We start from the raw sequence: 25,089 nt of genomic DNA on the forward strand, positions 1-25,089 counted from the left end.
GTGAAGATCTAAATGTGGGAGCGGGCTTGCTCGCGAAAGCGGTGTGTCAGTTGATGAGTTTGTAACTGATACACCGCTTTCGCGAGCAAGCCCGCTCCCACATTTTTAATTGCATTTCAAATGTGGGAGGGGGGAATTAGTTAGAAGAACCCCAACGGATTAATGTCGTAACTCACCAGCAAGTTTTTAGTCTGCTGGTAATGATCCAACATCATCTTGTGGGTCTCACGGCCTACACCGGACTTCTTGTAACCGCCAAACGCGGCATGCGCCGGGTACAGGTGGTAGCAGTTGGTCCATACACGGCCGGCCTTGATCGCCCGGCCCATGCGGTAGGCGCGGTTGATGTCGCGGGTCCACACGCCAGCGCCCAGGCCGAACTCGGTGTCGTTGGCAATGGCCAGGGCTTCGGCTTCGTCCTTGAAGGTGGTGATGCTCACCACCGGGCCGAAGATTTCTTCCTGGAACACGCGCATTTCATTGGTGCCCTTGAGCAGGGTCGGCTGGATGTAATAGCCGCCCTCCATGTCGCCAGTGAGCTTCTCGACCTTGCCGCCGGTGAGCAGCTGCGCGCCTTCGCCCTTGGCGATTTCCAGGTAGGACAGGATCTTGTCGAACTGCTGCTCGGAGGCCTGGGCGCCGACCATGGTGTCGGTGTCCAGCGGGTCGCCGCGTTTGATCGACTCGATCTTCTTCATCACCACTTTCATGAAGTCGTCGTAGATCGACTCTTCTACCAGCGCGCGGGATGGGCAAGTGCACACCTCACCCTGGTTGAAAAACGCCAGCACCAGGCCTTCGGCGGCTTTCTCGATAAACGATGGCTCGGCTTTCATGATGTCGGCGAAGAAGATATTTGGCGACTTGCCGCCCAGCTCAACGGTAGACGGAATAATGTTCTCGGCCGCCGCATGCATGATGTGCGAACCCACTGGTGTGGAGCCGGTGAACGCGATCTTGGCGATGCGCTTGCTGGTGGCCAGGGCTTCGCCGGCTTCTTTGCCGAAACCGTGCACTACGTTCAGCACGCCCGGTGGCAGCAGGTCGCCGATCACTTCCAGCAGCACGCTGATGCCCAGCGGGGTTTGCTCGGCCGGCTTGAGCACTACGCAGTTACCGGCGGCCAGGGCCGGCGCGAGTTTCCACGCGGCCATCAGGATCGGGAAGTTCCACGGGATGATCTGGCCAACCACGCCCAGCGGCTCGTGGAAGTGATAAGACGCCGTGTGTTCGTTGATCTCGGCACTGGTGCCTTCTTGGGCGCGGATGCAACCGGCGAAGTAGCGGAAGTGGTCGGCGGCCAGTGGGATGTCGGCGTTGAGGGTTTCGCGTACGGCCTTGCCGTTATCCCAGGACTCGGTGATGGCCAGCAGTTCGAGGTTTTGCTCGATGCGGTCGGCGATTTTCAGCAGTGCCAGCGAGCGGTCCTGAGCCGAGGTCTTGCCCCAGGCGTCGGTGGCGGCATGGGCGGCGTCGAGTGCTTTGTCGATGTCTTTGGCAGTGGAACGCGGGAATTCAGCGATGGGCTTGCCGTTGACCGGCGAGGTGTTGGTGAAATAGTTGCCATCGACCGGCGCAACAAATTCGCCACCGATGTAGTTGCCGTATTTGGCCTTGAACGAAACGATGGCGCCTTCAGTACCGGGGTGTGCGTAACGCATGGTGGGTATCTCCTGGCTCTTATGTTTATTGGGAGTGCAGCGCGGCAAGCGCCTATAAAGCGTAGAGCAAAGGTTGGGCCACTGCTTCGAGGCCCAGTGAAATCAAGGGGTTGGGGTTTGTTGCAAGGCGTTGCTGTGACAAGGCTGGTACAGGGTATGTGACAGTTTGTGCCATAAACGGGACAGCCTGTGACCGGTGGGTCTGGCCGGGATTGCATTGGTCGGGTGCCTGGGGGATGCTGGACGTTCTCACGCAGGGAGAATAATAAGAAATGCACAACGATCATTTCAGCCGCCATGCCCAGCAAGTCCTCACCGTTGCCCATGGCCGCGACCCATCGAGCGACCCTTCCATCGCCCGTTCCTGGCTGCGCTGCCTGGAGGACTACCACCTCGACCCTGCGCAAACCGTCGCACCCACTGTGCTTGAGCACGGCCGCTTGCTGGAAAGCCGCGAGCGCCTGCAACAAGTGCTGCATATCGCTGGCAGCGAGATGAATAGCCTGCACCAGCAGCTCTCCGGCGCCGGTCATGCGGTGCTGCTCACCGATGCCCGTGGCGTGATCCTCAACTGTGTGACCGCGCCGTCCGAGCGCAAGATCTTCGAGCGCGCCGGGCTGTGGCTGGGTGCCGACTGGAGCGAGGCGTGCGAAGGCACCAATGGCATCGGCACCTGCCTGGTGGAGCGCCAATCCCTGACCATTCATCGCGATGAGCATTTTCGCGGCCGCCACACGGGGTTGACCTGTTCGGCGAGCCCGGTGTTCGACCCCCATGGCGACTTGCTGGCGGTGCTGGACGTATCGTCGGCGCGCGAAGCGGTGTCGCGCCAGAGCCAGTTCCACACCATGGCGCTGGTGAATCTGTCGGCGAAGATGATCGAGAGTTGCTACTTCCTGCGCCACTTTGAAAACCACTGGCTGCTGCGCTTTCACTTGCAGGCGGAGTCGGTGGGCCTGTTCAGCGAAGGTCTGCTGGCGTTCGATGGCGAAGGGCGTATTTGTGCGGTGAACCAGAGCGCGCTGAACCTGTTGGGGCAGATGCGTGGCGGTTTGCTGGGGCAGCCGGTGGAGGCGTTTTTTGAATGTTCCCTGGACCAGTTGCTTGGCCGCGCCAGCGCCAATGCCACCGCCAGTTGGCCGTTGCGCACCCGCGATGGCCGGCAATTGTTCGCCGCCTTGCGCGGCCAGGCACGCAGCGCCCCTGCGCCTGTCGCCAAGCCCGCCGTGTTGGAGGGGCCGCGTCTGCCCGGCATTTGCCTGGGCGATCCGGTGCTGCAAAAAGATTTCAGCAAAGCGCTGCGGGTGTTCGAGCGCGATGTGCCGTTGCTGATCAATGGCGAAACCGGCTCCGGCAAAGAAGCGTTTGCCAAGGCCGTGCACCAGGCCAGCCAGCGCGCCGACAAGGCGTTCGTTGCACTCAACTGCGCGGCCATCCCGGAAAGCCTGATCGAGAGTGAGCTGTTTGGCTATCGCGGCGGCAGCTTTACCGGCGCCCGTAAAGAAGGCATGCAAGGTAAATTGCAGCAGGCCGATGGCGGCACCTTGTTCCTCGACGAAATCGGCGATATGCCCCTGGCCCTGCAAACCCGACTATTAAGGGTGTTGGAAGATCGCCTGGTCGTGCCCATCGGCGGGGAGCCCATGGCTGTCGATGTCAGAATTATCAGCGCCACCCACCGGAATTTGCTGGAGCGTGTGCAGGATGGCAGCTTTCGCGAGGACCTGTACTATCGGCTCAATGGGCTGGAAGTTGCCCTGCCAGCGTTGCGTGAGCGCAGTGACAAAGCGCAATTGCTGGACTTTCTCCTGACTCAAGAAGCCGCCGGGCAGGTGGTGCGGCTTGACGCGGCGGCGCGTCAGGCCCTGCTGGCATTTGCCTGGCCGGGCAATGTGCGGCAGTTGCGCACCGTATTGCGCACGCTGGTCGCCTTGTGCGACGACAGCCACGTCGGGCTCAACGACTTGCCGGCCATCATCCGACAAACCCGTGTTGAGTCTGCGCCAAAGGATGCGGCTATACGTTCCCCGTTGGACAACGCAGAGCGGTTGGCGCTGCTGGCCGCCCTGGAGCAGCAGCGCTGGCATATGAGCCACGCCGCCGAACAACTGGGGGTTAGCCGCAACACGCTGTACCGCAAGTTGCGTCGGCATGGGATCGCTCGCGCTTCAATGGCTTGAGTGCGTCGGACATTTCAACGGTCGGGGGTAATTTTTGCCCAGGTCTTAATCTCAAAGAGGTGCTTTCGCCGCAACAGATGTGCCGATTCCGGGGACCTATTCATGTTGGAACTCCACTGAGTTAGCAGAAGAAACGGAAAGCTTCTGATCACTTAACCCAGTTCAACTTTCCCAGAGTGAAACCACATGAATATTACAATTCCAACAAGTGTTTCTGTGCCCTCGCTTCCTCTACCACCGCCCGCCGACGAGGCCGTGGCGCAACCTGATACCGGCCCTTCGGACCCCTCTCAGCAGCCGCATGTGCGCACCAAGCGAGGCCTGCCGGGGTTCAAGAGTGGCTCTTCGGCCTTGCCCAGAAGTTTCAGCCTGAACAACCTGGGCAAACCTGCCACGATGCCCGTGCTACCCAAATCCAAAAGCCTGCCCAACCTGGCTATTTCTCACCCGCCATCCGGGGCGACGGTGGCGGACAAATTCAAGAACCTGGCGAAGAAAATCCAGGCTCAACACAGCGCGGCCTCTGGCACGGTCGTGCTGGCCAAGCCCGTGGTGAAAGTAACGGTGGCCGATACCGCCAGGCGATTGATGGATGCACAGCGCTTGGTCAAGGCGGGCGTATTTCCGACAGCGCCATCGGCAGGCCTGGTGGCTCGGGATGCGTTCATCAGTGCTGGTATCACGGGGTTGGTTACGGCCCCTTTCAACGTGGGGGCCCACGCCGGGGCTGTTGCGGTCCAAGAGCGAATCAAGGCGTCCTATGTGCCCGCGGCCTTGCCCCCGGCGCATCTACCTGGAGCGGCCGCAACCACCCCAGCGGTCAGCTCCACAGACACGGCGTCGCCGACCCCACGCCTGGATCGTGCAGAAAAAACCGTCTGGGGCATTGCCGAAGGGTTGCTGACGGTTGTGTCCGGCTCCACCGACACCCCTTTGGGTATCGATGAAAAATGGCCCAAGCAGAAAGGCTCCAGGCTCGACAACCTTGAGAAAATGCTGACGGTGTCGGAACAGATGATGACCAACCTGGCCAAGGAGCACGGCATTGTCTTCACGCCTTATGAGCCCTCGCCGGAGCAGGCGGCTTCTGGCAAGGAAGGTATCCGCGTGGAGGTCGTCGAGCAGCGTTGCCGGGCGATTGAAACGGCGGTGGAACGTCTGCTGCTGCTCAAGGGCGCTGAGAATGCTGCCAAGACCCGGTCTAAAAAGACCTGACCTGGCCTTTTGAAATAAACCGGGCGTGTGGGTAGCTTGAGCCACGCCCGGTTTAGTCGCGGGGGGGCGGTGGCGCCGTCAGCTAAAGAGTGCGATTTTTGCCCCCCTGCGCTAACCTGCCTCGATGTTTTACGAGGTCGACTATGCACATTCATATTCTCGGTATTTGCGGTACGTTCATGGGCTCTATGGCCGTTCTGGCCAAAGAGCTTGGCCATCACGTCACGGGTTCCGACGCTAACGTTTACCCGCCCATGAGCACGCAACTCCAGGCCCAGGGCATCGAGTTGACCCAAGGCTACGATCCGTCGCAGTTCGACCCGGTCCCGGACTTGGTGGTGATCGGTAATGCCATGTCCCGTGGCAACCCGGCGGTCGAGTACGTACTCAACAAAGGTTTGCCTTATGTCTCTGGCCCGCAATGGCTGGCGGACCATGTGCTGCAAGGCCGTTGGGTGCTGGCCGTGGCCGGTACCCACGGTAAAACCACCACCAGTAGCATGCTGGCCTGGGTGCTGGAGCATGCGGGCATGAGCCCGGGCTTCCTGATCGGCGGTGTGCCGCAGAACTTCTCGGTATCGGCGCGCCTGGGTGATACCCCGTTCTTCGTGATCGAGGCCGACGAATACGACAGCGCCTTCTTCGACAAGCGCTCCAAGTTCGTCCATTACCGCCCGCGCACGGCGATCCTGAATAACCTTGAGTTCGATCACGCGGATATCTTCCCCGATCTGCAGGCGATCGAACGGCAGTTCCACCATTTGGTGCGCACTATCCCGAGCGAAGGCCTGGTCATTCATCCGACCACCGAGCCGGCCTTGCAGCGAGTGATCGACATGGGCTGCTGGACCCCGGTGCAAACCACCGGCGCGGGCGGGCAGTGGCAGGCCAGCTTGCTCAGTGACGACGGCTCCCGATTTGAAGTGCTGTTCGAAGGTGAGGCCCAAGGCGTCGTCGAGTGGGACATGACCGGCCAGCACAACGTTGCCAACGCTTTGGTCACCTTGGCGGCCGCACGGCATGTGGGCGTAGTGCCAGCCATGGGCGTCGCAGCATTGAGCGCCTTCAAAAGCGTGAAGCGGCGTATGGAAAAAGTCGCCGATGTGAACGGTATTACCATCTACGACGACTTTGCCCACCACCCGACTGCGATTGCCACTACGTTGGATGGCCTGCGCAAACGTGTCGGCAACGCGCCGATCATTGCCATCGTCGAGCCGCGCTCCAACTCCATGAAGCTAGGCGCTCACCGCGATGGTCTGCCGGAGAGCGTCAACGACGCTGACCAGGCGGTGTGGTACGCGCCGGCCAACCTGGGCTGGGATTTACCGGCGATTGCGGCGCAATGCACTGTACCGTCCAAAGTCTGCGACTCTATCGAAGGCATCATCGAACACGTCAAGCAAATCGCCGAGCCTGGCACCCACGTGGTGGTGATGAGCAACGGTGGCTTCGGTGGCCTGCACGGCAAACTGGCTGAGGCATTGAAATGAGTGGCCCGGAACGCGTCACCCTGGCGATGACCGGCGCATCGGGCGCGCCCTACGGCTTGCGCCTGCTGGACTGCCTGGTACGCGAAGACCGTGAGGTGCACTTCCTGATCTCCAAGGCCGCACAGTTGGTGATGGCCACCGAGACCGACGTGGCGCTGCCGCCCAAGGTGCAGATGATGCAGGCGTTCCTCACCGAATACACCGGTGCGGCGGCGGGGCAGATCAAGGTTTACGGCAAGGAAGACTGGATGTCACCCGTGGCCTCGGGGTCCGGGGCTCCTGCGGCGATGGTGGTGGTGCCGTGCTCCACCGGGACCTTGTCGGCGATTGCCACCGGTGCCTGCAACAACCTGATCGAGCGCGCCGCGGATGTGACCTTGAAGGAGCGTCGCCAGTTGATCTTGGTGCCACGTGAAGCGCCGTATTCGAGCATTCACTTGGAGCACATGCTCAAGCTGTCGAACATGGGCGTGACGATTTTGCCAGCGTCGCCGGGCTTCTATCACCAGCCGCAGACCATCGATGACCTGGTGGACTTTGTGGTGGCGCGCATTCTCAACCTGCTGAATATCCCCCAAGACATGCTGCCGCGTTGGGGCGAACACCATTTGAGCAGCGATGAATAAGGCGCTGCTGATCCTGCTGGCGCTGCAACTGACAGGCTGCGCCACCGCACGCACGCTGGATGCGGCGCAACCCGGCGCGCCAGTGGTGTATGCCGGCACGCGGTTGGATCTGTATGCGATCAATGGGGGATGTTGCGCCAGGGACCGGTTTGGTGCCGAGGCCCCGAGCTATCCCCAGGTGGACCTGCCGGCCAGTGCGTTGCTCGACACGCTGTTGTTGCCGTTGTCGGTGCTGACAGTACTGGGGGTTGGCTTCAACGCCACGGGCGGTCTTTGAGGGTGTGGGGTTAGTGCCGGCCTCATCGCAGGCAAGCCAGCTCCCACACTTGATCGGGTTCACACAGGTCAAATGTGGGAGCCGGGCTTGCCCGCGATGAGGCCCGTCTGGTCGCTGAAATCTACTTGCCGAGCTTACGCAACTCATCCGACTCCACCACCCGCACCCCATCCTGCTCTTCCAGCGCCAGGCGCCACATAGCCCGGGCCAGTTCGCACACTTCGATGCCACGGTATTTGCCGGGGATCAGCTTCGACAACGGCCCCGCCAGTTGTTCGGCCAAGCGCGGTTCCAGTCGCTCACCCAGCAGCAGCGATGGCCTGACGATGGTCAGCTGCGGCCAGTTTTGGGCCTTGAGCGCCTGTTCCATTTCGCCTTTGACCCGGTTGTAGAAGATCGAGGATTTCGGGTCGGCGCCAATCGCGCTGATCACCACCAGATGGCGAGCGCCCATTTCCCGTGCGCGCTTGGCAAAGGCCACCACCATATCCAGGTCAACGGCGCGGAACGCCGCCTCCGAGCCCGCTTGTTTAATGGTGGTGCCCAGGCAGCAGAAAGCCAGGTCCACGCGGCCACTTAATTGCGGCAGGAATACCGCTGGGTCTCCCACTGGGTTTTCCAGGTGTGGGTGTTCAGCCAGTGGCTTGCGGCTGGGCGCCAGTACGCGGGCCACGGTGGGTTCGTTAAGCAGGCGGTCGAGCAGGTGTTCGCCGGTCAGGCCGGAGGCGCCGGCAAGCAGGATATGCTGAGGTGTCAGGTACATGGTGTTTCCCCCTTGTTACACATTACAGCTTAGTTGCCTTTGGCTTCCTTGCTATTCATTGAGACGCTTTCGAGCGCCTTTCGTGCCTGCTGTTTGCGTAATAGTTGCCAATGGGCGATTACGCCCTTGGGGGCCCAAATCTGCGGTTCGGACGCCTCGAAGCTGTCCGCCTGTTCGCGTTCAGCCACATGCAGTTGCGCCAGCTTGAAGGCTTGCTGCAGGTCGTCGGTCTGGTTGAAGGCTTGGGCGAAGAGGGCGTCGCCGAAGTAGGTGAAGTCGGCTTCCTCGGAGCAACCAAAGGACACTCGGTCGGCGCGGGAGGCGGTCATGATCAGGGTGCGGTCGTCTTTGAGCGCTGGGATGAAACCACCGGAATAGCACGCGGAAATCACGATGATCTTGTCGCGATTCTTTAACGGCGCCAGCACGGCGGCCAGCTCGTCGGCGGGCAGGTCGGCCAGCTCCATGCGCGGCTGGTCCAGTACCAGTTCGTGTTCGTGGGTGCCGTGGCTGGTCATATAAATGAACACCAGGTCTTCCGGGCCGGTACGCTCGGCCAGGGTTTGTACGGAGCGGCGCAGGCTTTCGCGGGTGGCCAAGGGGCGATCGGCGATATGGTCGCGGTGGTTGACCAGGCGGATCTGCCCGCGTGCACCAAAGCGGGTAGCGAGCATGTTGCTGACGTAATCGGCTTCGCGCAGGAACACGCTTTGTTTGCCATCGCCCGCCAGCACCAGGGTGTACAGCTCCACGGCAGGAGTGGAGGCAGGCACGGCAGCGAGGGCGGTATCCAGTAGGTGGCCCTGAGCCAGTACCCCGATCTCCAACGGATCGGGTAACAGCTTGCCGTCGGCGTCACGCACGCGCATACCATTGACCCAGGTGCCGGCCTGCACGGTGCCATCGGTGAGCACCAGGGTGCCACGGCCTTGATAGCTGTCGCTGTCGAAGCCACCGATGTAGAAGCTACCGTCGGTAAGGTTCAGGCGGCCTTCGCCGGTAAAGCGCCAGTCGCTGAACTGGCCGACATAATGGCTGCCGTCCACGCCGATCAGTTCGCCTTTGCCACTGAGGGCGCCTTCCTTGAACTGGCCGATCCATACGTCGCCATCGGCGTTTTCATAGCGACCCTTGCCGTTGAGCTGGTTCTGTTTGAACTGGCCGACATAAATGTCGCCATCAGCGCTGTTGAAGGTGCCGTTGCCCTCCAATTGCCCATCGACGAAGTGGCCGCTGAACTGGTTGCCGCTGTCGTCGTTGCGCTGGCCTTCGCCATTGGGCTTGCCGTGGGCGAACTGGCCCTGGTATTGGCTGCCGTCGGCCAATTCCAGGCGACCGAGGCCGGAATACTGGTCGTCCTTGAATTCGCCGCGATAGGTCATCTGCCCCTCTTTGAGGGTGCCTTCGCCGTTGCGCCGACCATTTTTGAAACCGCCCACATAGTGGCTGCCAGCGGTGGTCAGGCTGCCCTGGCCATCGAACAGACCCTGCTGGAACTGGCCTTTATAGACCTCGCCATTGCTGCCATGCCATTCGCCCTGGCCGTGCCACTGGCCCTTGTCGAACTGGCCGGCGTACCAACTGCCGTTGGGGTAGTCCACGCGGCCCTGGCCTTGCAGCAGGCCATTGACCACATCGCCCCGGTAGCGGCCGCCATCGGGCAGGCGCGCATCGGGCGGCAACAGCGATTCGCCGTCTCCGCAAGCGGTGAGCAACAGGGCAAGGGCAAGGGGAGCAAGTGGGCGCATAGCGGGATCCGGGTAATTGAGCGCCGAGTATGCCGCAGCCGCGAGGTTCATACATAAATTTACATAGCCTGTGGCGAGTTTCAGTGCCTCGCCACAGGGTCGGGCTTACACGAAGCAGAGTGACAACGACTCGGCAATGTAGGCCGGTTTTTCCTGGCCATCGATTTCCAGGGTGCACGCGGCTTTGAGCAGCCATTGCCCGGGTTTTTTCTCTGTGGCGTCAGTGAGGGTGACCTGCAGGCGCACTCGGGAGTCGACCTTCACAGGCTGGATAAAACGCACGCTGTCCAGGCCATAGTTGACCGCCATCTTCAAGCCTTCGGGCATGATCAGGATGTCTTCGATCAGCTTGGGGATCAGCGACAACGACAGGAACCCGTGGGCGATGGTGCCGCCAAACGGGGTTTGCGCGGCCTTGACCGGGTCGACGTGGATGAACTGATAGTCGCCAGTGGCTTCTGCAAACAGGTTGATGCGATCCTGGTCGATGGTAAGCCAATCGGAACGTCCCAGTTCCTTGCCGACATAATCTTTGAGCTGCGCTACAGGTACATAGGGCATTGCGTCTCTCCTTGGTTCATCGGTTTTTATAAGTGTGCGAGATCCAATGTAGATCATCATGGGCAGCGGGGCCGGTCAAGCCACCATGCTTTTGGCGAATGCCGGTGCATAGCGCGGGCGTGCTTATAATGCCGGCACGCTAAAAAGGGGGAGAGAACGGATGCTGTTACGTGGGCTGACATGGCTGGTGCTGTTCCAATTGATCGGTACGGCGATCAACCATTTGCTGTTGCCGATCTTGCCGGGGCCGATTATCGGGCTGCTGCTGATGCTCGGCTTTTTGATCTGGAACGGTGAAGTCGGCGAACCCTTGAGCCTGGCCGCCAGCAGTCTGTTGCGCTACTTGCCGTTGCTGCTGGTGCCGCCGGCGGTGGGGGTGATGGTGTACGCCAAGGATATCCTGGCGGACTTCTGGGCGATTGTCGGTGCCCTGGTGCTGTCGCTGGTAATCGCCATGGCGTTTGTCGGCGTACTGATGCAGCAGATGGTCAAGCGCAAGGAGAAGGGCCAATGATCTTCGACTGGCACGGCGCGTGGACGGCAGTGATTCATCATCCCTTGTTCGGCATCGGCATCACCCTGGGCGCTTATCAGTTGGTACTCGCGGGTTTTGAGAAAACCCGCTGGATTTTCCTGCAACCGGTGCTGGTCTCCATGCTGCTGGTGATCGGCGTGTTGCTCACCTGTGGCCTGAGTTACGCCGAATACCGCAAGAGCACCGAGATCATGGGCATCCTGCTGGGGCCGGCGACGGTCGCCCTGGCGGTGCCGCTTTATCTGAACCTGCGGCGTATTCGCCAATTGTTCTGGCCGATTTTTACTACGCTGGTGGTAGGTGGCATATTGACCACCGGCCTGTGCGTGCTGCTGGGCGACTGGTTTGGCGCCGAACACATGATGTTGATGACCATGGCGCCCAAGTCGGTGACTTCGCCGATTGCCATGTTGGTGGCCGAGCAGATCGGCGGCGTGGCGGCATTGGCTGCGGTGTTTGTGCTGATCACTGGGGTGGTGGGCGCGATGGTCGGCCCGGCGCTGTTGTCGCGCCTAGGTGTACACAGCCCCGAAGCGCGCGGCATGGCCTTGGGCATGACCGCCCACGCCGTCGGCACCTCGGTGGCGTTGCAAGAGAGCGAAGAGTGTGGCGCCTTTGCGGCGCTGGCCATGAGTCTGATGGGCGTGGCCACAGCGGTGTTCTTGCCGCTGGCCGTGTCGGTGATTGTATAAACCAGGTTTAAGGAAACCTTTATGAGTCTGGCGTTGTTCCCGCTCAATACCGTGCTGTTCCCTGGCTGCACCCTTGACCTGCAACTGTTCGAGGCGCGCTACCTGGACATGATCAGCCGCTGCATGAAAAAGGGCGAAAGCTTCGGCGTGGTGTGCATCCTCGACGGCAGCGAAGTGGGTATGGCCCCGGATGGCTACGCGTTGATCGGGTGTGAGGCGCTGATCCGCGATTTCAAACAACAGGACAACGGCCTGCTGGGGATTCGCGTCGAAGGCGGGCGACGTTTCCGCGTGCGGGATGCCGGCGTGCAGAAGGACCAGTTGCTGGTGGCCGAGGTGCAATGGCTCGAAGAGCTGCCGGACCAAGCGCTGGAAGAAGAAGACGCCGACCTGCTGGCGCTGCTCCAGGCCTTGGCCGAACATCCGATGGTTGCCTCGCTGGATATGGGCGCCCATGCCGACGGCCAGCAGGCCCTGGGCAATCAACTCGCCTACCTGCTGCCCTTTACCGAGGCCGACAAGATCGACCTGCTGCAACTCGACGACCCGCAGCAACGCCTGGATGCGATCCAGATGTTGCTCGATGAGTTGCAGGGCGAGTTGTTCACTTAATAGGCATACCGCAGCAGCGCATGCTCAGTGCCGGTAAAGGCGATGATGCCCAGCGTCGCGACCAGGGCCGGTAGTATCAGCCACCAGGCTTTTTGCGACATGGGCGGTAATGGGCTGCGGTGCTGGATGATCGTCAGGCTGAATGCACACACCGTCATTGCCAGCAACGTGCCGGCCAGGATGTCTGTGGGCCAATGGGCGCCGAGGTACACCCGTGACAATGCGATGAATGCGGCGGGGATGCAGCCCAATAACAGCCAGGTCAAGCGCAGGCGCGTGGGCTGGCCACGACCGGCCAGCACTGCCAGCGCCAGGAAAAACGCAAACGCGCCGGACGCGTGACCGCTGGGCATACTGAAACTGGTGAGCGGGTCTGTGAGGATTTCCGGGCGGCCACGGGCGAAAAACAACTTGGTGCCGGTGTTGATCACCGCCGCGCCAGCCAGTGTGGCGCCGACAAACAGCGCGTGACGCCATTGCCGTGCCAGTAGCAGCAGGCCGGTGAATAGGGCGCTGGCGATAAACATCTTCTTGAACTCACCCAGCAGGGTGACGCGCACCATCACCTCGTCCAGCCACGGACTGCGGTGTTCCTGTACCAAGGCGCTCAAGCCCTGATCAAAGTCGTTGAGGTGCGGATAGCCGATAAACAGTGCGATCAACAAGGTCAGGCTGGCGCAGCCAACCCATAACATGGCGCGACGGTGACCGCGCAGGCTGCTGTTCAAGCTCAACCCCAGCAACACCGCGATGCTTGCCGCGACAACCCCCGCCTCGGGCCAGAAACCTTCCGGCAATGGCAGGCGGAACGCCGCGCCGGTGGCCCAGCCCGGCAGCAGGTAAGCCACCGACCAACCGGCGGCAGCCAGGATGCTCACCACGGCGAAGCGCGGGAAGGGCATGTCACACATCCCGGCAACCATCGGCAGCATGGGGCGTAGCGGGCCGATGAAGCGTCCTACCAGAAGGCTGGCGATACCGTATTTGTGGAAGTAGGTTTCTGCGCCATTCATCCACTCGGGGTGATGGCGCAGGCCGGGCAGGCGCCGGATGTTCTGGTGGAAATGTCGGCCCAGGTAGTAGGAAACCCCGTCACCCAACAAGCCGCCTAGAAAACCCAGCAGCAGGGTTTCACTCAGGGACAACGCACCGCTGCCGGCCAGCGCCGCAATGGCAAACAGCAACACCGTGCCTGGCACGATCAGCCCGGCGATGGCCAGGCACTCCACGCAGGCGACGATAAATACGGCCACCGCCAGCCATTGTGGGTTCAGGGTCAGCCAACCAGTGATGCTATCGAGCCATTGGCCCATACACTCAACTCCATTCTTGAAATACATAACTTGAGACCGTGAAGATCAACTGTGGGAGCGGGCTTGCTCGCGAATGCGGTGTGTCAGTCAATGCATGTATTGCTGATCCACCGCATTCGCGAGCAAGCCCGCTCCCACATTGGATCTGTGGTGTGGCGGGTATCAATGCTCAAACCAAAAAATAATCCCGGCCTTCGACCTGGCCTCGGCGCAGCGGGTTCCGCGTGCAATACGGCGCGTAGCCAGCATCGACGAAGCGATACATCAAATGCTCATCACGCCCGCTGGGGATGCCCAGGCGCGTGGTCTGGATAATCTGGCCCGGTGTCTGCCCTACGTCCTCCACGAACAGTTGCTCCTGGTCGAAACGCTTGGCATCCCACATCGGCACCTTCAAACCCAAGGCCTTGCACAGCAACGTCTGGCCGGCACACAACTTTTGTGACGGGCGAGGGTGGCCGTTGGCATCCGGGTTATTCAGCAGCATCTGCGCCAGGCTCGCCGGCCCGGACACCTCATCGACCCACGGATAGGCCGATTTGATCAGCACCGCATTGCCCGGCCCTTGGGCGCTGAAGTTCAGTGAGTCGCCGCCACGGGCGTAGTACATGTAGATGTGGCCACCATCTAGAAACAAAGCCTTACGCTTTTCTGTGTAGCCCAGTGAAGCGTGGCTGCCTTTTTCGGCCACGTAATAGGCTTCGGTTTCAATAATTCGCGCCGAAAGCCAGATTTCGCCGACGCGATGGCGTATGACTTTTCCGAGCAATTCTCGCGCTAGCATTTGCGCGTCACGGTCGAAGAAGCTGTCGGGCAGGGCGCTGGCGGGGTGTTGGGGCGCTGGGCTGGGCATGGCGGTCTGAGGTTAATACGGCTAAATGTGACGGAATAGTAACAACTCCCAGCTTAATTTCGCCTGAACCCCAAGTTTTTACAGTTCATTTCGACCATCCGCCCCTCACCGCTGTCAGTCGGGCGGCGTCACAGCTATAATCTGCCGCTTTCCTCCCTGCCAAGACTCCCTGACCATGACTGAGTCCGTTCTTGACTACATGACCCGCCTGGGTCGCGCTGCCCGTCAGGCCTCGCGGTTGATCGCCCGTGCGAGCACTGCGCAGAAGAATCGCGCCCTGTTGGCCGCCGCCGACGCTCTGGATGCTTCGCGCTCCGAGCTCACCGCCGCCAACGAACTGGACCTGGCCAACGGCCGTGCCAATGGTTTGGAGCCAGCGCTGCTGGATCGCCTGGCGCTGACCCCGGCACGTATCGACGACATGATCGAAGGCCTGCGTCAGGTGGCCAAGCTGCCTGACCCCATCGGTGAAATCCGCGATATGCGCTACCTGCCGTCCGGCATTCAAGTGGGCAAGATGCGCGTGCCCCTGGGCGTGATCGGCATCATCTATGAGTCGCGCCCGAACGTGACCATCGACGCCGCGAGCCTGTGCCTCAAGTCCGGCAACGCCACCATCCTGCGGGGCGGTTCCGAGGCGATCAATTCCAACCGTGCCATCGCAGCCTGCATCCAGCAGGGCCTGGCCGTGGCCGAGTTGCCTGCCGAAGTGGTGCAAGTGGTGGAAACCACCGACCGCGCCGCCGTCGGCGCGCTGATCACCATGCCGGAATTCGTCGATGTGATCGTGCCACGCGGTGGCAAGAGCCTGATCGAGCGCGTCAGCCGCGATGCCAAGGTGCCGGTGATCAAGCACCTGGACGGCGTGTGCCACGTCTACATCGACATCGCTGCCGACATCGACAAAGCCATTCGCATCGCCGACAACGCCAAGACCCACCGCTACGCGCCGTGCAACACCATGGAAACCCTGCTGGTGCACGCCGGCATCGCCGAGCGTGTGCTGCCGCCGCTGGCTGCCATCTATCGCGACAAGGGCGTGGAGTTGCGCGGCTGCGTGCGTACCCGTGCACTGTTGGGCGCGGACGTGATCGAAGCCACCGAGCTTGACTGGTACACCGAATACACCGCGCCGATCCTGTCGATCAAGCTCGTCGATGACCTGGATGAGGCCATCGAGCACATCAACACCTACGGTTCCAAGCACACCGACGCCATTGTCTCCGAGCATTTCAGCGATGCGCGGCGTTTCCTCAACGAAGTGGACTCTGCTTCGGTGATGATCAACGCTTCGACGCGGTTTGCCGACGGCTTTGAATACGGCCTGGGGGCTGAGATCGGTATTTCCACCGACAAGCTGCACGCCCGTGGCCCGGTTGGCCTGGAAGGCCTGACCAGTGAGAAGTACGTGGTGTTCGGCGACGGTCATGTGCGCACTTGATGGCTAAACGCATCGGGCTGCTCGGCGGTACCTTCGACCCCGTGCACATTGGCCATTTGCGCAGTGCCCTGGAAGTCGCGGATGCCCTCGCGCTGGATGAGTTGCGCCTGACCCCCAATTTCCGGCCGCCGCACCGCGATACACCGCAGGTGTCGCCGCAACAACGCCTGGAAATGGTGCGCCTTGCCGTTGAGGGCATAGCGCCGTTGGTGGTGGACGACCGCGAGCTCAAGCGCGATAAACCGTCCTACACTGTTGACACCCTGGAGCTGATGCGCGCCGAGTTGGGCGCCGATGACCAGTTGTTTCTGCTTTTGGGCTGGGACGCATTTTGCGGCCTGCCCTCTTGGCATCGCTGGGAGGAACTCCTCCAGCATTGCCACATCCTGGTTTTGCAACGCCCGGATGCCGACAGCGAACCGCCGGATGCCTTGCGCAACCTGCTGGCTGCGCGGTCGGTAAGTGACCCCTTGGCCCTGACCGGACCAAGCGGGAATATTGCATTCGTCTGGCAGACCCCGCTTGCGGTGTCCGCCACCCAGATCCGTCAACTGCTGGCCAGCGGTAAGTCGGTACGTTTCCTGGTGCCTGACGCGGTCCTGGCCTACATCGATGCGCACGGGCTTTACCGTGCGTCGAACTGAAAAGGCGCGCTTGATCGTACGAACAGTCGTACAGCGAGCGCCCGAACATACGAGCAAAACGAGTTTTATATGACGAACAAAGACGTAAGCAAAGTTAAGCGCAAAGGCACCTTCAAAAGCGCCCCGCTGCCAGTCGAAGCCCACACCGGCCCTGAGCTGGCGGGCGAAGAACTGGTCAAAGTCGCCGTGGCCGCCCTGGAAGACGTTAAAGCCCAGGACATCCAGGTGCTGGACGTGCGTGACAAGCAAAGCATCACCGACTACATGATCATCGCCACCGGTACCTCCAACCGCCAGATCGGCGCGATGCTGGACAAGGTTCGCGAAGCCGTCAAAGCCCAAGGCGTGAAGCCACTGGGTGAAGAAGGCAAGGGCGACAGCGACTGGGTACTGCTGGACATGGACGACGTGATCGTTCACATGATGACCTCCAACGCCCGTCAGTTCTACGACCTGGAGCGTCTGTGGAAAGGCGCCGAGCAGAGCCGTGCCGCTGATGGCAAGCACCACAGCCCGGAAGTGGGCCACGCGCACTTCGACAAGCTGAACAAAGACCAGGAATAAGGAACGGCTGTGCGCCTGCGTCTGATTGCTGTCGGTTCACGCATGCCCAAGTGGGTGGAAGAAGGCTGGCACGAGTATGCCAAGCGTCTGCCCGCTGAGCTGTCGCTGGAACTGGTAGAGATTCCGCTCAACACCCGGGGCAAGAATGCCGACGTGGCCCGCTTTATCCGTCAGGAAGGCGAAGCCATGTTGGCCAAGGTCGGCCCCAACGAGCGCATCGTCACCCTTGAAGTGCACGGCAAGCCCTGGAGCACCGAGCAATTGGCGGTGGAGCTGGACCGCTGGCGCCTGGACTCGCGCACTGTCAACTTCATGGTCGGCGGCCCCGAAGGGCTGGCGCCGGAAGTGTGCGCGCGGGCGGACCAGCGCTGGTCGCTGTCGGCGCTGACGTTGCCGCACCCGTTGGTAAGGATTCTGATCGGTGAACAGCTGTATCGCGCCTGGACAGTTCTGTCCGGGCACCCTTACCACAAATAGTCTGCGCCCCTCCCGATGACTCAGCCGATCCGTATCAAGGACCACGAGAAAGACGCACGTCTGGTACGCGCGCGCGTAGTCTTTGGCGCGTTTTTGGTGGTGGGATTGATCGGCGTGTTGATTGCGCGCCTGTATTTCCTACAGGTGATCCAGTACGACTATCACTCCACGCTGTCGGAGAACAACCGGGTGCATGTGCAGCCGATTCCGCCGACCCGTGGACTGATTTTCGACCGCAATGGTGTGGTGGTCGCGGACAACCGGCCCAGTTTTAGCCTGAGCATGACCCGCGAACGGTCCGGCGATTGGCAGCAGATCCTCGATGTCATCGTCGAGGTACTGCAACTGACGCCGGAAGACCGGGTGGTCTTTGAAAAACGCATGAAGCAGGGGCGCCGGCCGTTTGAGCCGGTGCCGATCCTGTTTGAGCTGACCGAAGAGCAGATTGCCCGGATCGCGGTAAACCAGTTCCGTTTGCCGGGTGTAGAAGTAGTGGCGCAGTTGGTGCGGCATTACCCGCAAGGTCCGCACTTTGCTCACTCTGTCGGCTACATGGGGCGGATCAACGAGAAAGAGCTCAAAAGCCTTGATCCGGTGAACTACAGCGGCACCCACCATATCGGCAAGACCGGCATCGAGCGTTTCTACGAGCCTGAACTGCACGGCCAGGTGGGTTACGAAGAGGTCGAGACCAACGCCCGTGGCCGCGTGCTGCGGGTGCTCAAGCGCACCGACCCGGTGCCGGGCAAAGACATTGTGCTGAGCCTGGACATCAAGCTGCAGGAAGCGGCCGAGATGGCGTTGGGCGGGCGGCGTGGCGCAGTGGTGGCCCTGGACCCGAAGACCGGCGAAGTATTGGCGATGGTCAGCCAGCCGAGCTTTGACCCCAACCTGTTCGTCACGGGCATCAGCTTCAAGGCCTACGCCGAGTTGCGTGACTCGATCGACCGGCCACTGTTCAACCGCGTACTGCGCGGCCTGTACCCACCGGGCTCGACCATCAAGCCCGCGGTGGCGATTGCCGGCCTGGATGCGGGCGTGGTCACGGCCTCCAGCCGGGTGTTCGACCCGGGCTACTACATGCTGCCCAACTACGATCACAAATACCGTAACTGGAACCGCACCGGTGACGGCTATGTCGATTTGGACACCGCAATCATGCGCTCCAACGACACCTATTTTTACGACCTGGCCCACAAGCTGGGGATCGACCGCCTGTCTGCCTATATGGGCAAGTTTGGCCTCGGTCAGAAAGTCTCCCTGGATATGTTCGAAGAATCCCCTGGCCTGATGCCATCGCGGGAATGGAAACGTGCGACCCGCCGCCAGGCGTGGTTCCCGGGCGAGACATTGATCCTCGGCATCGGCCAGGGTTATATGCAGGCCACACCGCTGCAACTGGCCCAGGCCACGGCCTTGGTGGCCAACAAAGGCATCTGGAACCGTCCGCACCTGGCCAAGACCATCGAAGGCGAGAAGCCTGTGGATGACAACCCCATCCCGGACATCGTGCTGCGCGATGCCTCGGACTGGACCAAGGTCAACCACGGCATGCAGCAAGTAATGCACGGCGCTCGCGGTACTGCGCGCAAGGCGGCCGTCGGCGCGCAATACCGCATAGCCGGCAAGAGCGGTACGGCCCAGGTGGTCGCGATCAAGCAGGGCGAGAAATATGACCGCACCAAGGTCCAGGAACGCCACCGTGACCATGCCCTGTTCGTTGGCTTCGCCCCGGCGGATGACCCGAAAATCGTGGTGGCGGTGATGGTCGAGAACGGTGAATCCGGCTCCGGCGTCGCGGCCCCCGTGGTGCGCCAAGTGATGGACGCCTGGCTGTTGGCCGACGACGGCAGGCTCAAGCCCGAATATGGCGGCCCCCCTTCAAGCACCGAGGTTACGGCCAGTGAAGAGTAATTTTGACCGCATCCTCTCCAGCGAGGATGTGATGCGTCGCCGTGCGACGCTGCTGCAACGCATGCACATCGATGGCCCACTGTTGATCCTGCTGCTTACCCTGGCAGCTGGGAGCCTGTTCGTCCTGTATTCCGCCAGCGGCAAGAACTGGGACCTGCTGATCAAGCAAGCCTCGTCGTTCGGCCTGGGCCTGCTGTCGATGGTGGTGATCGCCCAGTTGGAACCGCGCTTCATGGCCCGCTGGGTACCGTTGGGCTACGTGGCCGGTGTGTTGCTGCTGGTGGTGGTAGACGTGATGGGCCATAACGCCATGGGTGCGACCCGTTGGATCAACATCCCTGGGGTGATTCGCTTCCAGCCGTCGGAGTTCATGAAGATCCTGATGCCGGCGACCATCGCCTGGTACTTGTCCAAGCGCACCTTGCCGCCGCAGCTCAAGCATGTGGGCATCAGCCTGATCCTGATCGGCATACCGTTTATCCTCATCGTGCGCCAGCCGGACCTTGGCACCTCGTTGCTGATCCTGGCCGGCGGCGCATTCGTGCTGTTCATGGGCGGCTTGCGCTGGCGCTGGATCCTCAGCGTGCTGGCCGCTGCCGTGCCCGTGGCCATCGCCATGTGGTTTTTCTTTATGCACGACTACCAGAAGCAGCGGATCCTCACGTTCCTCGACCCTGAGAGCGACCCGCTGGGCACCGGCTGGAACATTATCCAGTCGAAAGCGGCCATCGGTTCCGGCGGTGTATTCGGCAAGGGCTGGCTGCTGGGCACCCAGTCGCACCTGGACTTCCTGCCGGAAAGCCACACCGACTTTATTATTGCGGTGATGGGCGAAGAGTTCGGCTTGGTGGGCATTTGTGCGTTGCTGCTGATCTACCTGCTGTTGATTGGTCGCGGCCTGGTGATCACCGCCCAGGCGCAGACGCTGTTCGGCAAACTGCTGGCCGGCGCGTTGACCATGACGTTTTTTGTTTATGTTTTTGTCAACATCGGTATGGTCAGTGGCCTGTTGCCGGTGGTTGGGGTGCCGTTGCCATTCATTAGCTACGGCGGAACTTCGCTGGTGACATTGCTGTCAGCGTTTGGGGTTTTGATGTCGATTCATACGCATCGCAAATGGATCGCACAGGTTTGAATAAGGTGAAGATGTCAATGCAAGTAATGCGCGGCTGGGCGACTCGGCATGCGTCCTGGATGGGTCTGATTGGCCTGCTGGGTGCAACGCAAGAGGCGCAGGCCGGTGACTACGATGGTTCACCCCAAGTCGCCGAATTTGTCGGTGAAATGACCCGCGACTACGGTTTTGCCGGTGAGCAACTGATGGGTGTGTTCCGCGAGGCGCAGAAGAAGCAGGCGATCCTCGACGCCATCTCCCGCCCAGCCGAGCGCGTGAAACAGTGGAAGGAATATCGCCCGATGTTCCTCACCGACGCCCGCGTGGCCCGTGGAGTGGACTTCTGGCGCCAGCACGAAGCGGTACTGGCCCGCGCCGAGCAGGAATACGGCGTGCCGGCCCAGGTGATCGTCGCAATCATTGGCATCGAAACCTTTTACGGGCGCAATACCGGCAGCTACCGGGTGATCGACGCGTTGTCGACCCTGGGCTTCGATTACCCGCCACGGGCTGAGTTCTTCCGCAAGGAGCTGCGCGAATTCCTGCTGCTGGCCCGCGAAGAGCAAGTTGATCCGTTGACCCTCAAGGGTTCCTACGCCGGTGCGATGGGCTTGCCGCAGTTCATGCCGAGCAGTTTCCGCGCCTATGCGGTGGACTTTGACGGCGACGGCCACATCAATATCTGGAGCAACCCGGACGACGCCATCGGCAGTGTGGCCAGCTACTTCAAGCGCCATGGCTGGGTGGCCGGCGAGCCGGTGGTGATCCGCGCCGATGTGACCGGGGATCGCGCCGATGAAGGCCTGACCCAAGGTATCGAGCCGGCCAAGACGGTCGGGGAGTTGCGGGCGCTGGGGTGGTCGAGTCAGAATGCGCTGCCGGATGATATGCCGGTCACGGCGTTCCGTCTCGAAGGCGAAAACGGCCCCGAATACTGGATGGGCCTGAAGAATTTCTACGCAATCACGCGTTATAACCGCAGTGTGATGTACGCCATGGCCGTGCATCAGCTGTCAGACATGCTGGTCCAAGCACGGGGCAACAAGTAATGCGGGTATCGCCGATCAAACAACCGCTCAAGCTGGTGGCGTTCGCCGCGTTGTCCCTGCTGATCGTCAGTTGCTCCACCAGCCGTGCTCCGGCGCAGAAGGGCGGCACTGCCGTACGTTCCCAGCCGGGCCTGGACATCAACCGCGCGCATAAAGACGGCGCGCCGTGGTGGGATGTGGACGTTTCCAAGATCCCGGATGCCACGCCAACCCTGCACACCGGCCCGTACAAGGCCAACCCGTACACGGTGCTGGGCAAGAATTACTTTCCGCTGCAAGAATCCAAGACCTACGTGCAGTCCGGCACGGCGTCCTGGTACGGCACCAAGTTCCACGGCCAGAACACCGCCAACGGCGAAGTGTATGACCTGTATGGCATGAGCGCGGCGCACAAGACCTTGCCGCTGCCCAGCTATGTGCGGGTGACCAACCTCGACAATAACCGCACGGTGATCCTGCGCGTCAACGACCGTGGGCCGTTCTATTCGGACCGCATCATCGACTTGTCCTACGCCGCCGCGAAGAAACTCGGCTATGCCGAAATCGGCACTGCACGGGTCAAGGTCGAAGGTATCGACCCGGCTCAATACTGGGCCCAGCGTGGCAAGCCGGCGCCGTTGATGCTCAACGAGCCGCAGACTCAACAACCGCAAGTCACCGCGTCGGCGGGCAAGATCGAGCAGTGGACGCCGCCACCGGCGCAGCACGCGCCTGACACCGTTGTCGTGCCCCATGCCGCGCCTGGCGCTTCCATGGCGGGCGGCCAATACCTGCAAGTCGGCGCTTTCGCCAACCCGGACGCGGCAGAACTGTTAAGGTCCAAGCTCAGCGGCATGGTCAATGCGCCGGTCTTCATCAGTTCCATCGTGCGTAACCAGCAGACGTTGCACCGCGTACGCATGGGCCCGATCGGCTCGCCAAGCGAAGTCGCCCAAGTGCAAAACAGCGTGCGCCTGGCCAACCTGGGGCAACCCAGTGTGGTCACCGCCGAATAATAAAAGATTGAAGGGTCGGGCCTGAACAAGGGCCTGAGCCGGGGTTGTTGGCTCGTTGAACAATAAAACCCAGGGGCAAGGGGTGAGCGGGCAACCGAACACGGGACAGTCTGGAAGCGGGCTGTCTGAATAGTTTTGCCCGCGAGGGCAAGTTTCCATACGCAATTTCGAGAGACGGATGAACATCACCACCATAGCCAAACGCACGTGCCTGCTTCTTTCGCTGATCATCACCCCGGCCGCCTGGGCGGTTGAAATGGTGCCAGCTTCCCCGCAACTGGCTGCCAAGGCCTGGGTCCTGATGGACGCCGCCAGCGGCAACGTGCTGGTGGAAAACAACGGTGACCAGCGCCTGCCACCGGCCAGCCTGACCAAACTGATGACCGCCTACATCGCGACCCTGGAAATCCGTCGCGGCCAGATCGGCGAGAACGACCCGGTGACCGTCAGCGAAAATGCCTGGCGCACCGGCGGTTCGCGCATGTTCATCAAGGTCGGCTCGCAAGTGACCGTGAGCGACCTGCTGCACGGCATCATCATCCAGTCCGGTAACGACGCCAGCGTGGCGCTGTCCGAGCACATCGCCGGCAGCGAAGATGCATTCGCCGACATGATGAACAAGACTGTCGCCGACCTGGGCATGACCAACAGCCACTTCATGAACCCGACCGGCCTGCCAAACCCTGAGCACTACTCGTCGGCTCACGACATGGCGATCCTGGCGCGCGCGATCATCCGCGTTGACCCGGTGCACTACGCGATCTACTCCCAGAAGGAATTCTTCTGGAACAACATCAAGCAACCAAACCGCAACCTGCTGCTGTGGCGCGACAAGACCGTTGATGGTCTGAAAACCGGCCACACCGAAGAGGCCGGCTACTGCATGGTGTCGTCCGCTGTACGTGACGGCCAGCGCCTGATCGCCGTGGTATTCGGCACCAACAGCGAGCAGGCCCGTGCGGCCGAAACGCAAAAACTGCTGACCTACGGTTTCCGTTTCTTCGAAACCCAGACCTTCTACCAGAAGGGTGCAGAGCTTGCGACCGCACCGGTTTGGAAAGGCGCGACCTCCCAGGTCAAAGCCGGCCTGGCTGAAGACCTGACCCTGACCATGCCTAAAGGCCAGCTGAAAAAGCTCGCCGCCAGCATGACCATGAACCCGCAATTGGTCGCCCCAATCGCCAAGGGTGACGTGATCGGTAAAGTCGAAGTGAAACTGGACGACAAGGTGGTGCACAGCGCCGACCTGATCGCCCTGGACGCTGTTGACGAAGGTGGTATCTTCCGCCGCGTGTGGGATAGCATCCGTCTATTCTTCTACGGCTTGTTCAACTGACACCGTGCATCTGCAAAGCCCCGCGTTGATCCGACGCGGGGCTTTGTTGTCGCCAAGGCTTACGCTTACGAGGCCGTTACGCCATGACCGATACCGAAGTAAAGGCGCCAAAGATCGAATTCCCAGTGACGGATTATCCCGTCAAAGTGATCAGCGATACCGGCGTGGGCAACAAAGACAAGATCATCGAGATCGTGCGTAAACACGCGACGATCAACGACAACCGTGTGGACGAGCGCTCCAGCACCAACGGTAAGTACACCACGATCCAGTTGCACATCGTTGCGACCGGTCAAGACCAGCTCTACGACATCAACAGCGAACTGCGGGCCACCGGCTTCGTGCACATGGTGTTGTGATGTCACAGGTCCTGGGCTTTCGCGAGCTCGGCCAGATGGCCTACGAGCCGGTTTGGCACGCCATGCAGCGCTTCACCAATGAACGCGGCAACTCGGCGCCGGATGAAATCTGGCTGGTGGAGCACCCGCCGGTGTTCACCCAAGGGCAGGCCGGCAAGGCCGAGCACCTGTTGGTTCCGGGTGATATTCCGGTAGTGCAGGTCGACCGAGGTGGCCAAGTGACTTACCATGGCCCGGGACAACTTGTCGCATACCTATTGCTGGATGTGCGCAAGCTGGGGTTTGGTGTGCGCGACCTGGTAAGCCGCATGGAGGCTTGCCTGATCGAGCTGCTGGCCAGTTACGGCGTGACGGCCGCAGCCAAGCCCGATGCACCCGGTGTATATGTGGATGGCGCGAAAATCGCGTCCCTGGGCCTGCGCATTCGTCATGGCTGTTCCTTTCACGGCCTGGCCCTGAACGTGGACATGGACCTGGCGCCGTTCCGTCGGATCAACCCGTGCGGCTATGCCGGGCTGGCAATGACCCAACTGAGCGAACACGCTGCACCGATTAAATTTGCCGAGGTAAGTGCCCGACTGCGTGCGCAGCTCGTCAAACACCTCGACTATGCTGAGCAGACGACCCTTACGGGCGGAATCGACTGATTATGACTACTGATGCAGTG

At 61.3% G+C, this 25,089-nt stretch carries 25 protein-coding genes; 19 read left to right on the forward strand and 6 right to left on the reverse strand.

The window, feature by feature from the left end:
• Positions 1–140 precede the first annotated feature (140 nt).
• The gene (gene exaC, locus ACLD1Y_RS10225) at positions 141–1,661 is read right to left on the reverse strand and encodes an acetaldehyde dehydrogenase ExaC (RefSeq protein WP_429477751.1); all 1,521 of its coding nucleotides are present in this window, start codon (positions 1,659–1,661) and stop codon (positions 141–143) included.
• Positions 1,662–1,933: 272 nt separating this feature from the next.
• Here exaC and ACLD1Y_RS10230 point away from each other — a divergent pair, with 272 nt between their 5' ends.
• The 5 genes from ACLD1Y_RS10230 (at position 1,934) to ACLD1Y_RS10250 (ending at position 7,452) form a co-directional block, all read left to right on the forward strand.
• Complete coding sequence (locus tag ACLD1Y_RS10230) at positions 1,934–3,841, forward strand: sigma-54-dependent Fis family transcriptional regulator (RefSeq protein ID WP_429477753.1); 1,908 nt, start codon at positions 1,934–1,936, stop codon at positions 3,839–3,841.
• 303 nt (positions 3,842–4,144) lie between these two features.
• Positions 4,145–5,056, forward strand: a complete 912-nt coding sequence (locus ACLD1Y_RS10235) for a hypothetical protein (RefSeq protein WP_429477755.1) — start codon at positions 4,145–4,147, stop codon at positions 5,054–5,056.
• 143 nt (positions 5,057–5,199) lie between these two features.
• A complete protein-coding gene (gene mpl, locus ACLD1Y_RS10240) occupies positions 5,200–6,549 on the forward strand; it encodes a UDP-N-acetylmuramate:L-alanyl-gamma-D-glutamyl-meso-diaminopimelate ligase (protein WP_429477757.1) in 1,350 nt (449 codons plus the stop codon).
• Positions 6,546–7,175, forward strand: coding sequence for a flavin prenyltransferase UbiX (gene ubiX / locus ACLD1Y_RS10245; protein ID WP_017735613.1), 630 nt, complete (start codon positions 6,546–6,548; stop codon positions 7,173–7,175). Before mpl ends, ubiX begins: the two co-directional genes overlap by 4 nt.
• Positions 7,168–7,452, forward strand: coding sequence for a YceK/YidQ family lipoprotein (locus tag ACLD1Y_RS10250; RefSeq protein ID WP_429477759.1), 285 nt, complete (start codon positions 7,168–7,170; stop codon positions 7,450–7,452). Before ubiX ends, ACLD1Y_RS10250 begins: the two co-directional genes overlap by 8 nt.
• 121 nt (positions 7,453–7,573) lie before the next feature.
• Here the strand turns inward: ACLD1Y_RS10250 and ACLD1Y_RS10255 are convergent, their stop codons facing one another.
• The 3 genes from ACLD1Y_RS10255 to ACLD1Y_RS10265 all read right to left on the reverse strand — a co-directional run bounded on the left by ACLD1Y_RS10255 (position 7,574) and on the right by ACLD1Y_RS10265 (position 10,524).
• Positions 7,574–8,215: an oxidoreductase gene (locus ACLD1Y_RS10255; RefSeq protein ID WP_429477761.1), complete on the reverse strand. Its 642-nt coding sequence runs from the start codon at positions 8,213–8,215 to the stop codon at positions 7,574–7,576.
• A gap of 29 nt (positions 8,216–8,244) precedes the next feature.
• A complete protein-coding gene (locus ACLD1Y_RS10260) occupies positions 8,245–9,963 on the reverse strand; it encodes a C13 family peptidase (protein WP_429477763.1) in 1,719 nt (572 codons plus the stop codon).
• A gap of 105 nt (positions 9,964–10,068) precedes the next feature.
• The gene (locus ACLD1Y_RS10265) at positions 10,069–10,524 is read right to left on the reverse strand and encodes a MaoC family dehydratase (RefSeq protein ID WP_429477765.1); all 456 of its coding nucleotides are present in this window, start codon (positions 10,522–10,524) and stop codon (positions 10,069–10,071) included.
• Between the two features lie 160 nt (positions 10,525–10,684).
• Here ACLD1Y_RS10265 and ACLD1Y_RS10270 point away from each other — a divergent pair, with 160 nt between their 5' ends.
• From ACLD1Y_RS10270 to ACLD1Y_RS10280, 3 genes are read left to right on the forward strand one after another with little or no spacing between them, the layout of a single operon-like run.
• Complete coding sequence (locus tag ACLD1Y_RS10270; protein WP_429477767.1) at positions 10,685–11,038, forward strand: CidA/LrgA family protein; 354 nt, start codon at positions 10,685–10,687, stop codon at positions 11,036–11,038.
• Positions 11,035–11,751 carry an LrgB family protein gene (locus ACLD1Y_RS10275; RefSeq protein WP_429477769.1) on the forward strand — a complete coding sequence of 239 codons (717 nt, stop codon included), beginning with the start codon at positions 11,035–11,037 and terminating at the stop codon, positions 11,749–11,751. The genes ACLD1Y_RS10270 and ACLD1Y_RS10275 overlap by 4 nt, the downstream gene beginning before the upstream one ends.
• 21 nt (positions 11,752–11,772) lie before the next feature.
• Positions 11,773–12,363 (forward strand): LON peptidase substrate-binding domain-containing protein, encoded by a 591-nt coding sequence (locus ACLD1Y_RS10280; protein WP_429477771.1) that lies wholly within the window; start codon positions 11,773–11,775, stop codon positions 12,361–12,363.
• Here ACLD1Y_RS10280 and ACLD1Y_RS10285 read toward each other — a convergent pair.
• Together ACLD1Y_RS10285 and ACLD1Y_RS10290 are read right to left on the reverse strand one after the other, a co-directional pair.
• The gene (locus tag ACLD1Y_RS10285) at positions 12,360–13,676 is read right to left on the reverse strand and encodes a bifunctional DedA family/phosphatase PAP2 family protein (RefSeq protein WP_429477773.1); all 1,317 of its coding nucleotides are present in this window, start codon (positions 13,674–13,676) and stop codon (positions 12,360–12,362) included. The two genes, ACLD1Y_RS10280 and ACLD1Y_RS10285, sit on opposite strands and share 4 nt — an antisense overlap.
• A gap of 169 nt (positions 13,677–13,845) precedes the next feature.
• Entirely contained in the window at positions 13,846–14,529 is a 684-nt protein-coding gene (locus tag ACLD1Y_RS10290) for a DNA-3-methyladenine glycosylase (protein ID WP_429477775.1), read from the reverse strand.
• 175 nt (positions 14,530–14,704) lie between these two features.
• Between ACLD1Y_RS10290 and ACLD1Y_RS10295 the strand changes: the two genes are divergently transcribed.
• The 11 genes from ACLD1Y_RS10295 (at position 14,705) to lipB (ending at position 25,069) form a co-directional block, all read left to right on the forward strand.
• Complete coding sequence (locus ACLD1Y_RS10295) at positions 14,705–15,970, forward strand: glutamate-5-semialdehyde dehydrogenase (protein ID WP_429477777.1); 1,266 nt, start codon at positions 14,705–14,707, stop codon at positions 15,968–15,970.
• On the forward strand, positions 15,970–16,614 hold the full coding sequence (nadD, locus tag ACLD1Y_RS10300) for a nicotinate-nucleotide adenylyltransferase (RefSeq protein WP_429477779.1): 645 nt from the start codon (positions 15,970–15,972) through the stop codon (positions 16,612–16,614). Before ACLD1Y_RS10295 ends, nadD begins: the two co-directional genes overlap by 1 nt.
• Before the next feature lie 69 nt (positions 16,615–16,683).
• Entirely contained in the window at positions 16,684–17,178 is a 495-nt protein-coding gene (rsfS, locus tag ACLD1Y_RS10305) for a ribosome silencing factor (RefSeq protein ID WP_010206793.1), read from the forward strand.
• A 9-nt stretch (positions 17,179–17,187) separates the two neighbouring features.
• Positions 17,188–17,655, forward strand: coding sequence for a 23S rRNA (pseudouridine(1915)-N(3))-methyltransferase RlmH (gene rlmH, locus ACLD1Y_RS10310; RefSeq protein WP_003176297.1), 468 nt, complete (start codon positions 17,188–17,190; stop codon positions 17,653–17,655).
• 15 nt (positions 17,656–17,670) lie between these two features.
• Positions 17,671–19,569 (forward strand): penicillin-binding protein 2, encoded by a 1,899-nt coding sequence (gene mrdA / locus ACLD1Y_RS10315; RefSeq protein ID WP_429477783.1) that lies wholly within the window; start codon positions 17,671–17,673, stop codon positions 19,567–19,569.
• 31 nt (positions 19,570–19,600) lie between these two features.
• A complete protein-coding gene (rodA, locus tag ACLD1Y_RS10320) occupies positions 19,601–20,704 on the forward strand; it encodes a rod shape-determining protein RodA (RefSeq protein ID WP_050572452.1) in 1,104 nt (367 codons plus the stop codon).
• 17 nt (positions 20,705–20,721) lie between these two features.
• A complete protein-coding gene (gene mltB, locus ACLD1Y_RS10325; protein WP_429477785.1) occupies positions 20,722–21,732 on the forward strand; it encodes a lytic murein transglycosylase B in 1,011 nt (336 codons plus the stop codon).
• Positions 21,732–22,727 (forward strand): septal ring lytic transglycosylase RlpA family protein, encoded by a 996-nt coding sequence (locus ACLD1Y_RS10330; RefSeq protein ID WP_429477787.1) that lies wholly within the window; start codon positions 21,732–21,734, stop codon positions 22,725–22,727. Before mltB ends, ACLD1Y_RS10330 begins: the two co-directional genes overlap by 1 nt.
• 178 nt (positions 22,728–22,905) lie before the next feature.
• Positions 22,906–24,063, forward strand: a complete 1,158-nt coding sequence (locus ACLD1Y_RS10335; RefSeq protein WP_429477789.1) for a D-alanyl-D-alanine carboxypeptidase family protein — start codon at positions 22,906–22,908, stop codon at positions 24,061–24,063.
• A gap of 83 nt (positions 24,064–24,146) precedes the next feature.
• On the forward strand, positions 24,147–24,422 hold the full coding sequence (locus ACLD1Y_RS10340; protein ID WP_192299032.1) for a DUF493 domain-containing protein: 276 nt from the start codon (positions 24,147–24,149) through the stop codon (positions 24,420–24,422).
• Positions 24,422–25,069, forward strand: a complete 648-nt coding sequence (gene lipB / locus ACLD1Y_RS10345) for a lipoyl(octanoyl) transferase LipB (protein WP_429477791.1) — start codon at positions 24,422–24,424, stop codon at positions 25,067–25,069. The genes ACLD1Y_RS10340 and lipB overlap by 1 nt, the downstream gene beginning before the upstream one ends.
• Positions 25,070–25,089 lie beyond the last annotated feature (20 nt).

Origin of the sequence: Pseudomonas sp. 18175, assembly GCF_050432925.1 — a bacterium.
In the GTDB taxonomy this organism is placed as follows: Bacteria; Pseudomonadota; Gammaproteobacteria; order Pseudomonadales; family Pseudomonadaceae; genus Aquipseudomonas.

What these genes read in the sequence shown, in the direction of transcription:
- exaC (WP_429477751.1), bottom strand. Translation starts at nt 1,661, where the DNA reads ATGCGTTACGCACACCCCGGTACTGAAGGCGCCATCGTTTCGTTCAAG.
- ACLD1Y_RS10230 (WP_429477753.1), top strand. Translation starts at nt 1,934, where the DNA reads ATGCACAACGATCATTTCAGCCGCCATGCCCAGCAAGTCCTCACCGTT.
- mpl (WP_429477757.1), top strand. Translation starts at nt 5,200, where the DNA reads ATGCACATTCATATTCTCGGTATTTGCGGTACGTTCATGGGCTCTATG.
- ubiX (WP_017735613.1), top strand. Translation starts at nt 6,546, where the DNA reads ATGAGTGGCCCGGAACGCGTCACCCTGGCGATGACCGGCGCATCGGGC.
- ACLD1Y_RS10250 (WP_429477759.1), top strand. Translation starts at nt 7,168, where the DNA reads ATGAATAAGGCGCTGCTGATCCTGCTGGCGCTGCAACTGACAGGCTGC.
- ACLD1Y_RS10255 (WP_429477761.1), bottom strand. Translation starts at nt 8,215, where the DNA reads ATGTACCTGACACCTCAGCATATCCTGCTTGCCGGCGCCTCCGGCCTG.
- ACLD1Y_RS10260 (WP_429477763.1), bottom strand. Translation starts at nt 9,963, where the DNA reads ATGCGCCCACTTGCTCCCCTTGCCCTTGCCCTGTTGCTCACCGCTTGC.
- ACLD1Y_RS10265 (WP_429477765.1), bottom strand. Translation starts at nt 10,524, where the DNA reads ATGCCCTATGTACCTGTAGCGCAGCTCAAAGATTATGTCGGCAAGGAA.
- ACLD1Y_RS10270 (WP_429477767.1), top strand. Translation starts at nt 10,685, where the DNA reads ATGCTGTTACGTGGGCTGACATGGCTGGTGCTGTTCCAATTGATCGGT.
- ACLD1Y_RS10275 (WP_429477769.1), top strand. Translation starts at nt 11,035, where the DNA reads ATGATCTTCGACTGGCACGGCGCGTGGACGGCAGTGATTCATCATCCC.
- ACLD1Y_RS10280 (WP_429477771.1), top strand. Translation starts at nt 11,773, where the DNA reads ATGAGTCTGGCGTTGTTCCCGCTCAATACCGTGCTGTTCCCTGGCTGC.
- ACLD1Y_RS10285 (WP_429477773.1), bottom strand. Translation starts at nt 13,676, where the DNA reads ATGGGCCAATGGCTCGATAGCATCACTGGTTGGCTGACCCTGAACCCA.
- ACLD1Y_RS10290 (WP_429477775.1), bottom strand. Translation starts at nt 14,529, where the DNA reads ATGCCCAGCCCAGCGCCCCAACACCCCGCCAGCGCCCTGCCCGACAGC.
- ACLD1Y_RS10295 (WP_429477777.1), top strand. Translation starts at nt 14,705, where the DNA reads ATGACTGAGTCCGTTCTTGACTACATGACCCGCCTGGGTCGCGCTGCC.
- nadD (WP_429477779.1), top strand. Translation starts at nt 15,970, where the DNA reads ATGGCTAAACGCATCGGGCTGCTCGGCGGTACCTTCGACCCCGTGCAC.
- rsfS (WP_010206793.1), top strand. Translation starts at nt 16,684, where the DNA reads ATGACGAACAAAGACGTAAGCAAAGTTAAGCGCAAAGGCACCTTCAAA.
- mrdA (WP_429477783.1), top strand. Translation starts at nt 17,671, where the DNA reads ATGACTCAGCCGATCCGTATCAAGGACCACGAGAAAGACGCACGTCTG.
- rodA (WP_050572452.1), top strand. Translation starts at nt 19,601, where the DNA reads ATGCGTCGCCGTGCGACGCTGCTGCAACGCATGCACATCGATGGCCCA.
- mltB (WP_429477785.1), top strand. Translation starts at nt 20,722, where the DNA reads ATGCAAGTAATGCGCGGCTGGGCGACTCGGCATGCGTCCTGGATGGGT.
- ACLD1Y_RS10330 (WP_429477787.1), top strand. Translation starts at nt 21,732, where the DNA reads ATGCGGGTATCGCCGATCAAACAACCGCTCAAGCTGGTGGCGTTCGCC.
- ACLD1Y_RS10335 (WP_429477789.1), top strand. Translation starts at nt 22,906, where the DNA reads ATGAACATCACCACCATAGCCAAACGCACGTGCCTGCTTCTTTCGCTG.
- ACLD1Y_RS10340 (WP_192299032.1), top strand. Translation starts at nt 24,147, where the DNA reads ATGACCGATACCGAAGTAAAGGCGCCAAAGATCGAATTCCCAGTGACG.
- lipB (WP_429477791.1), top strand. Translation starts at nt 24,422, where the DNA reads ATGTCACAGGTCCTGGGCTTTCGCGAGCTCGGCCAGATGGCCTACGAG.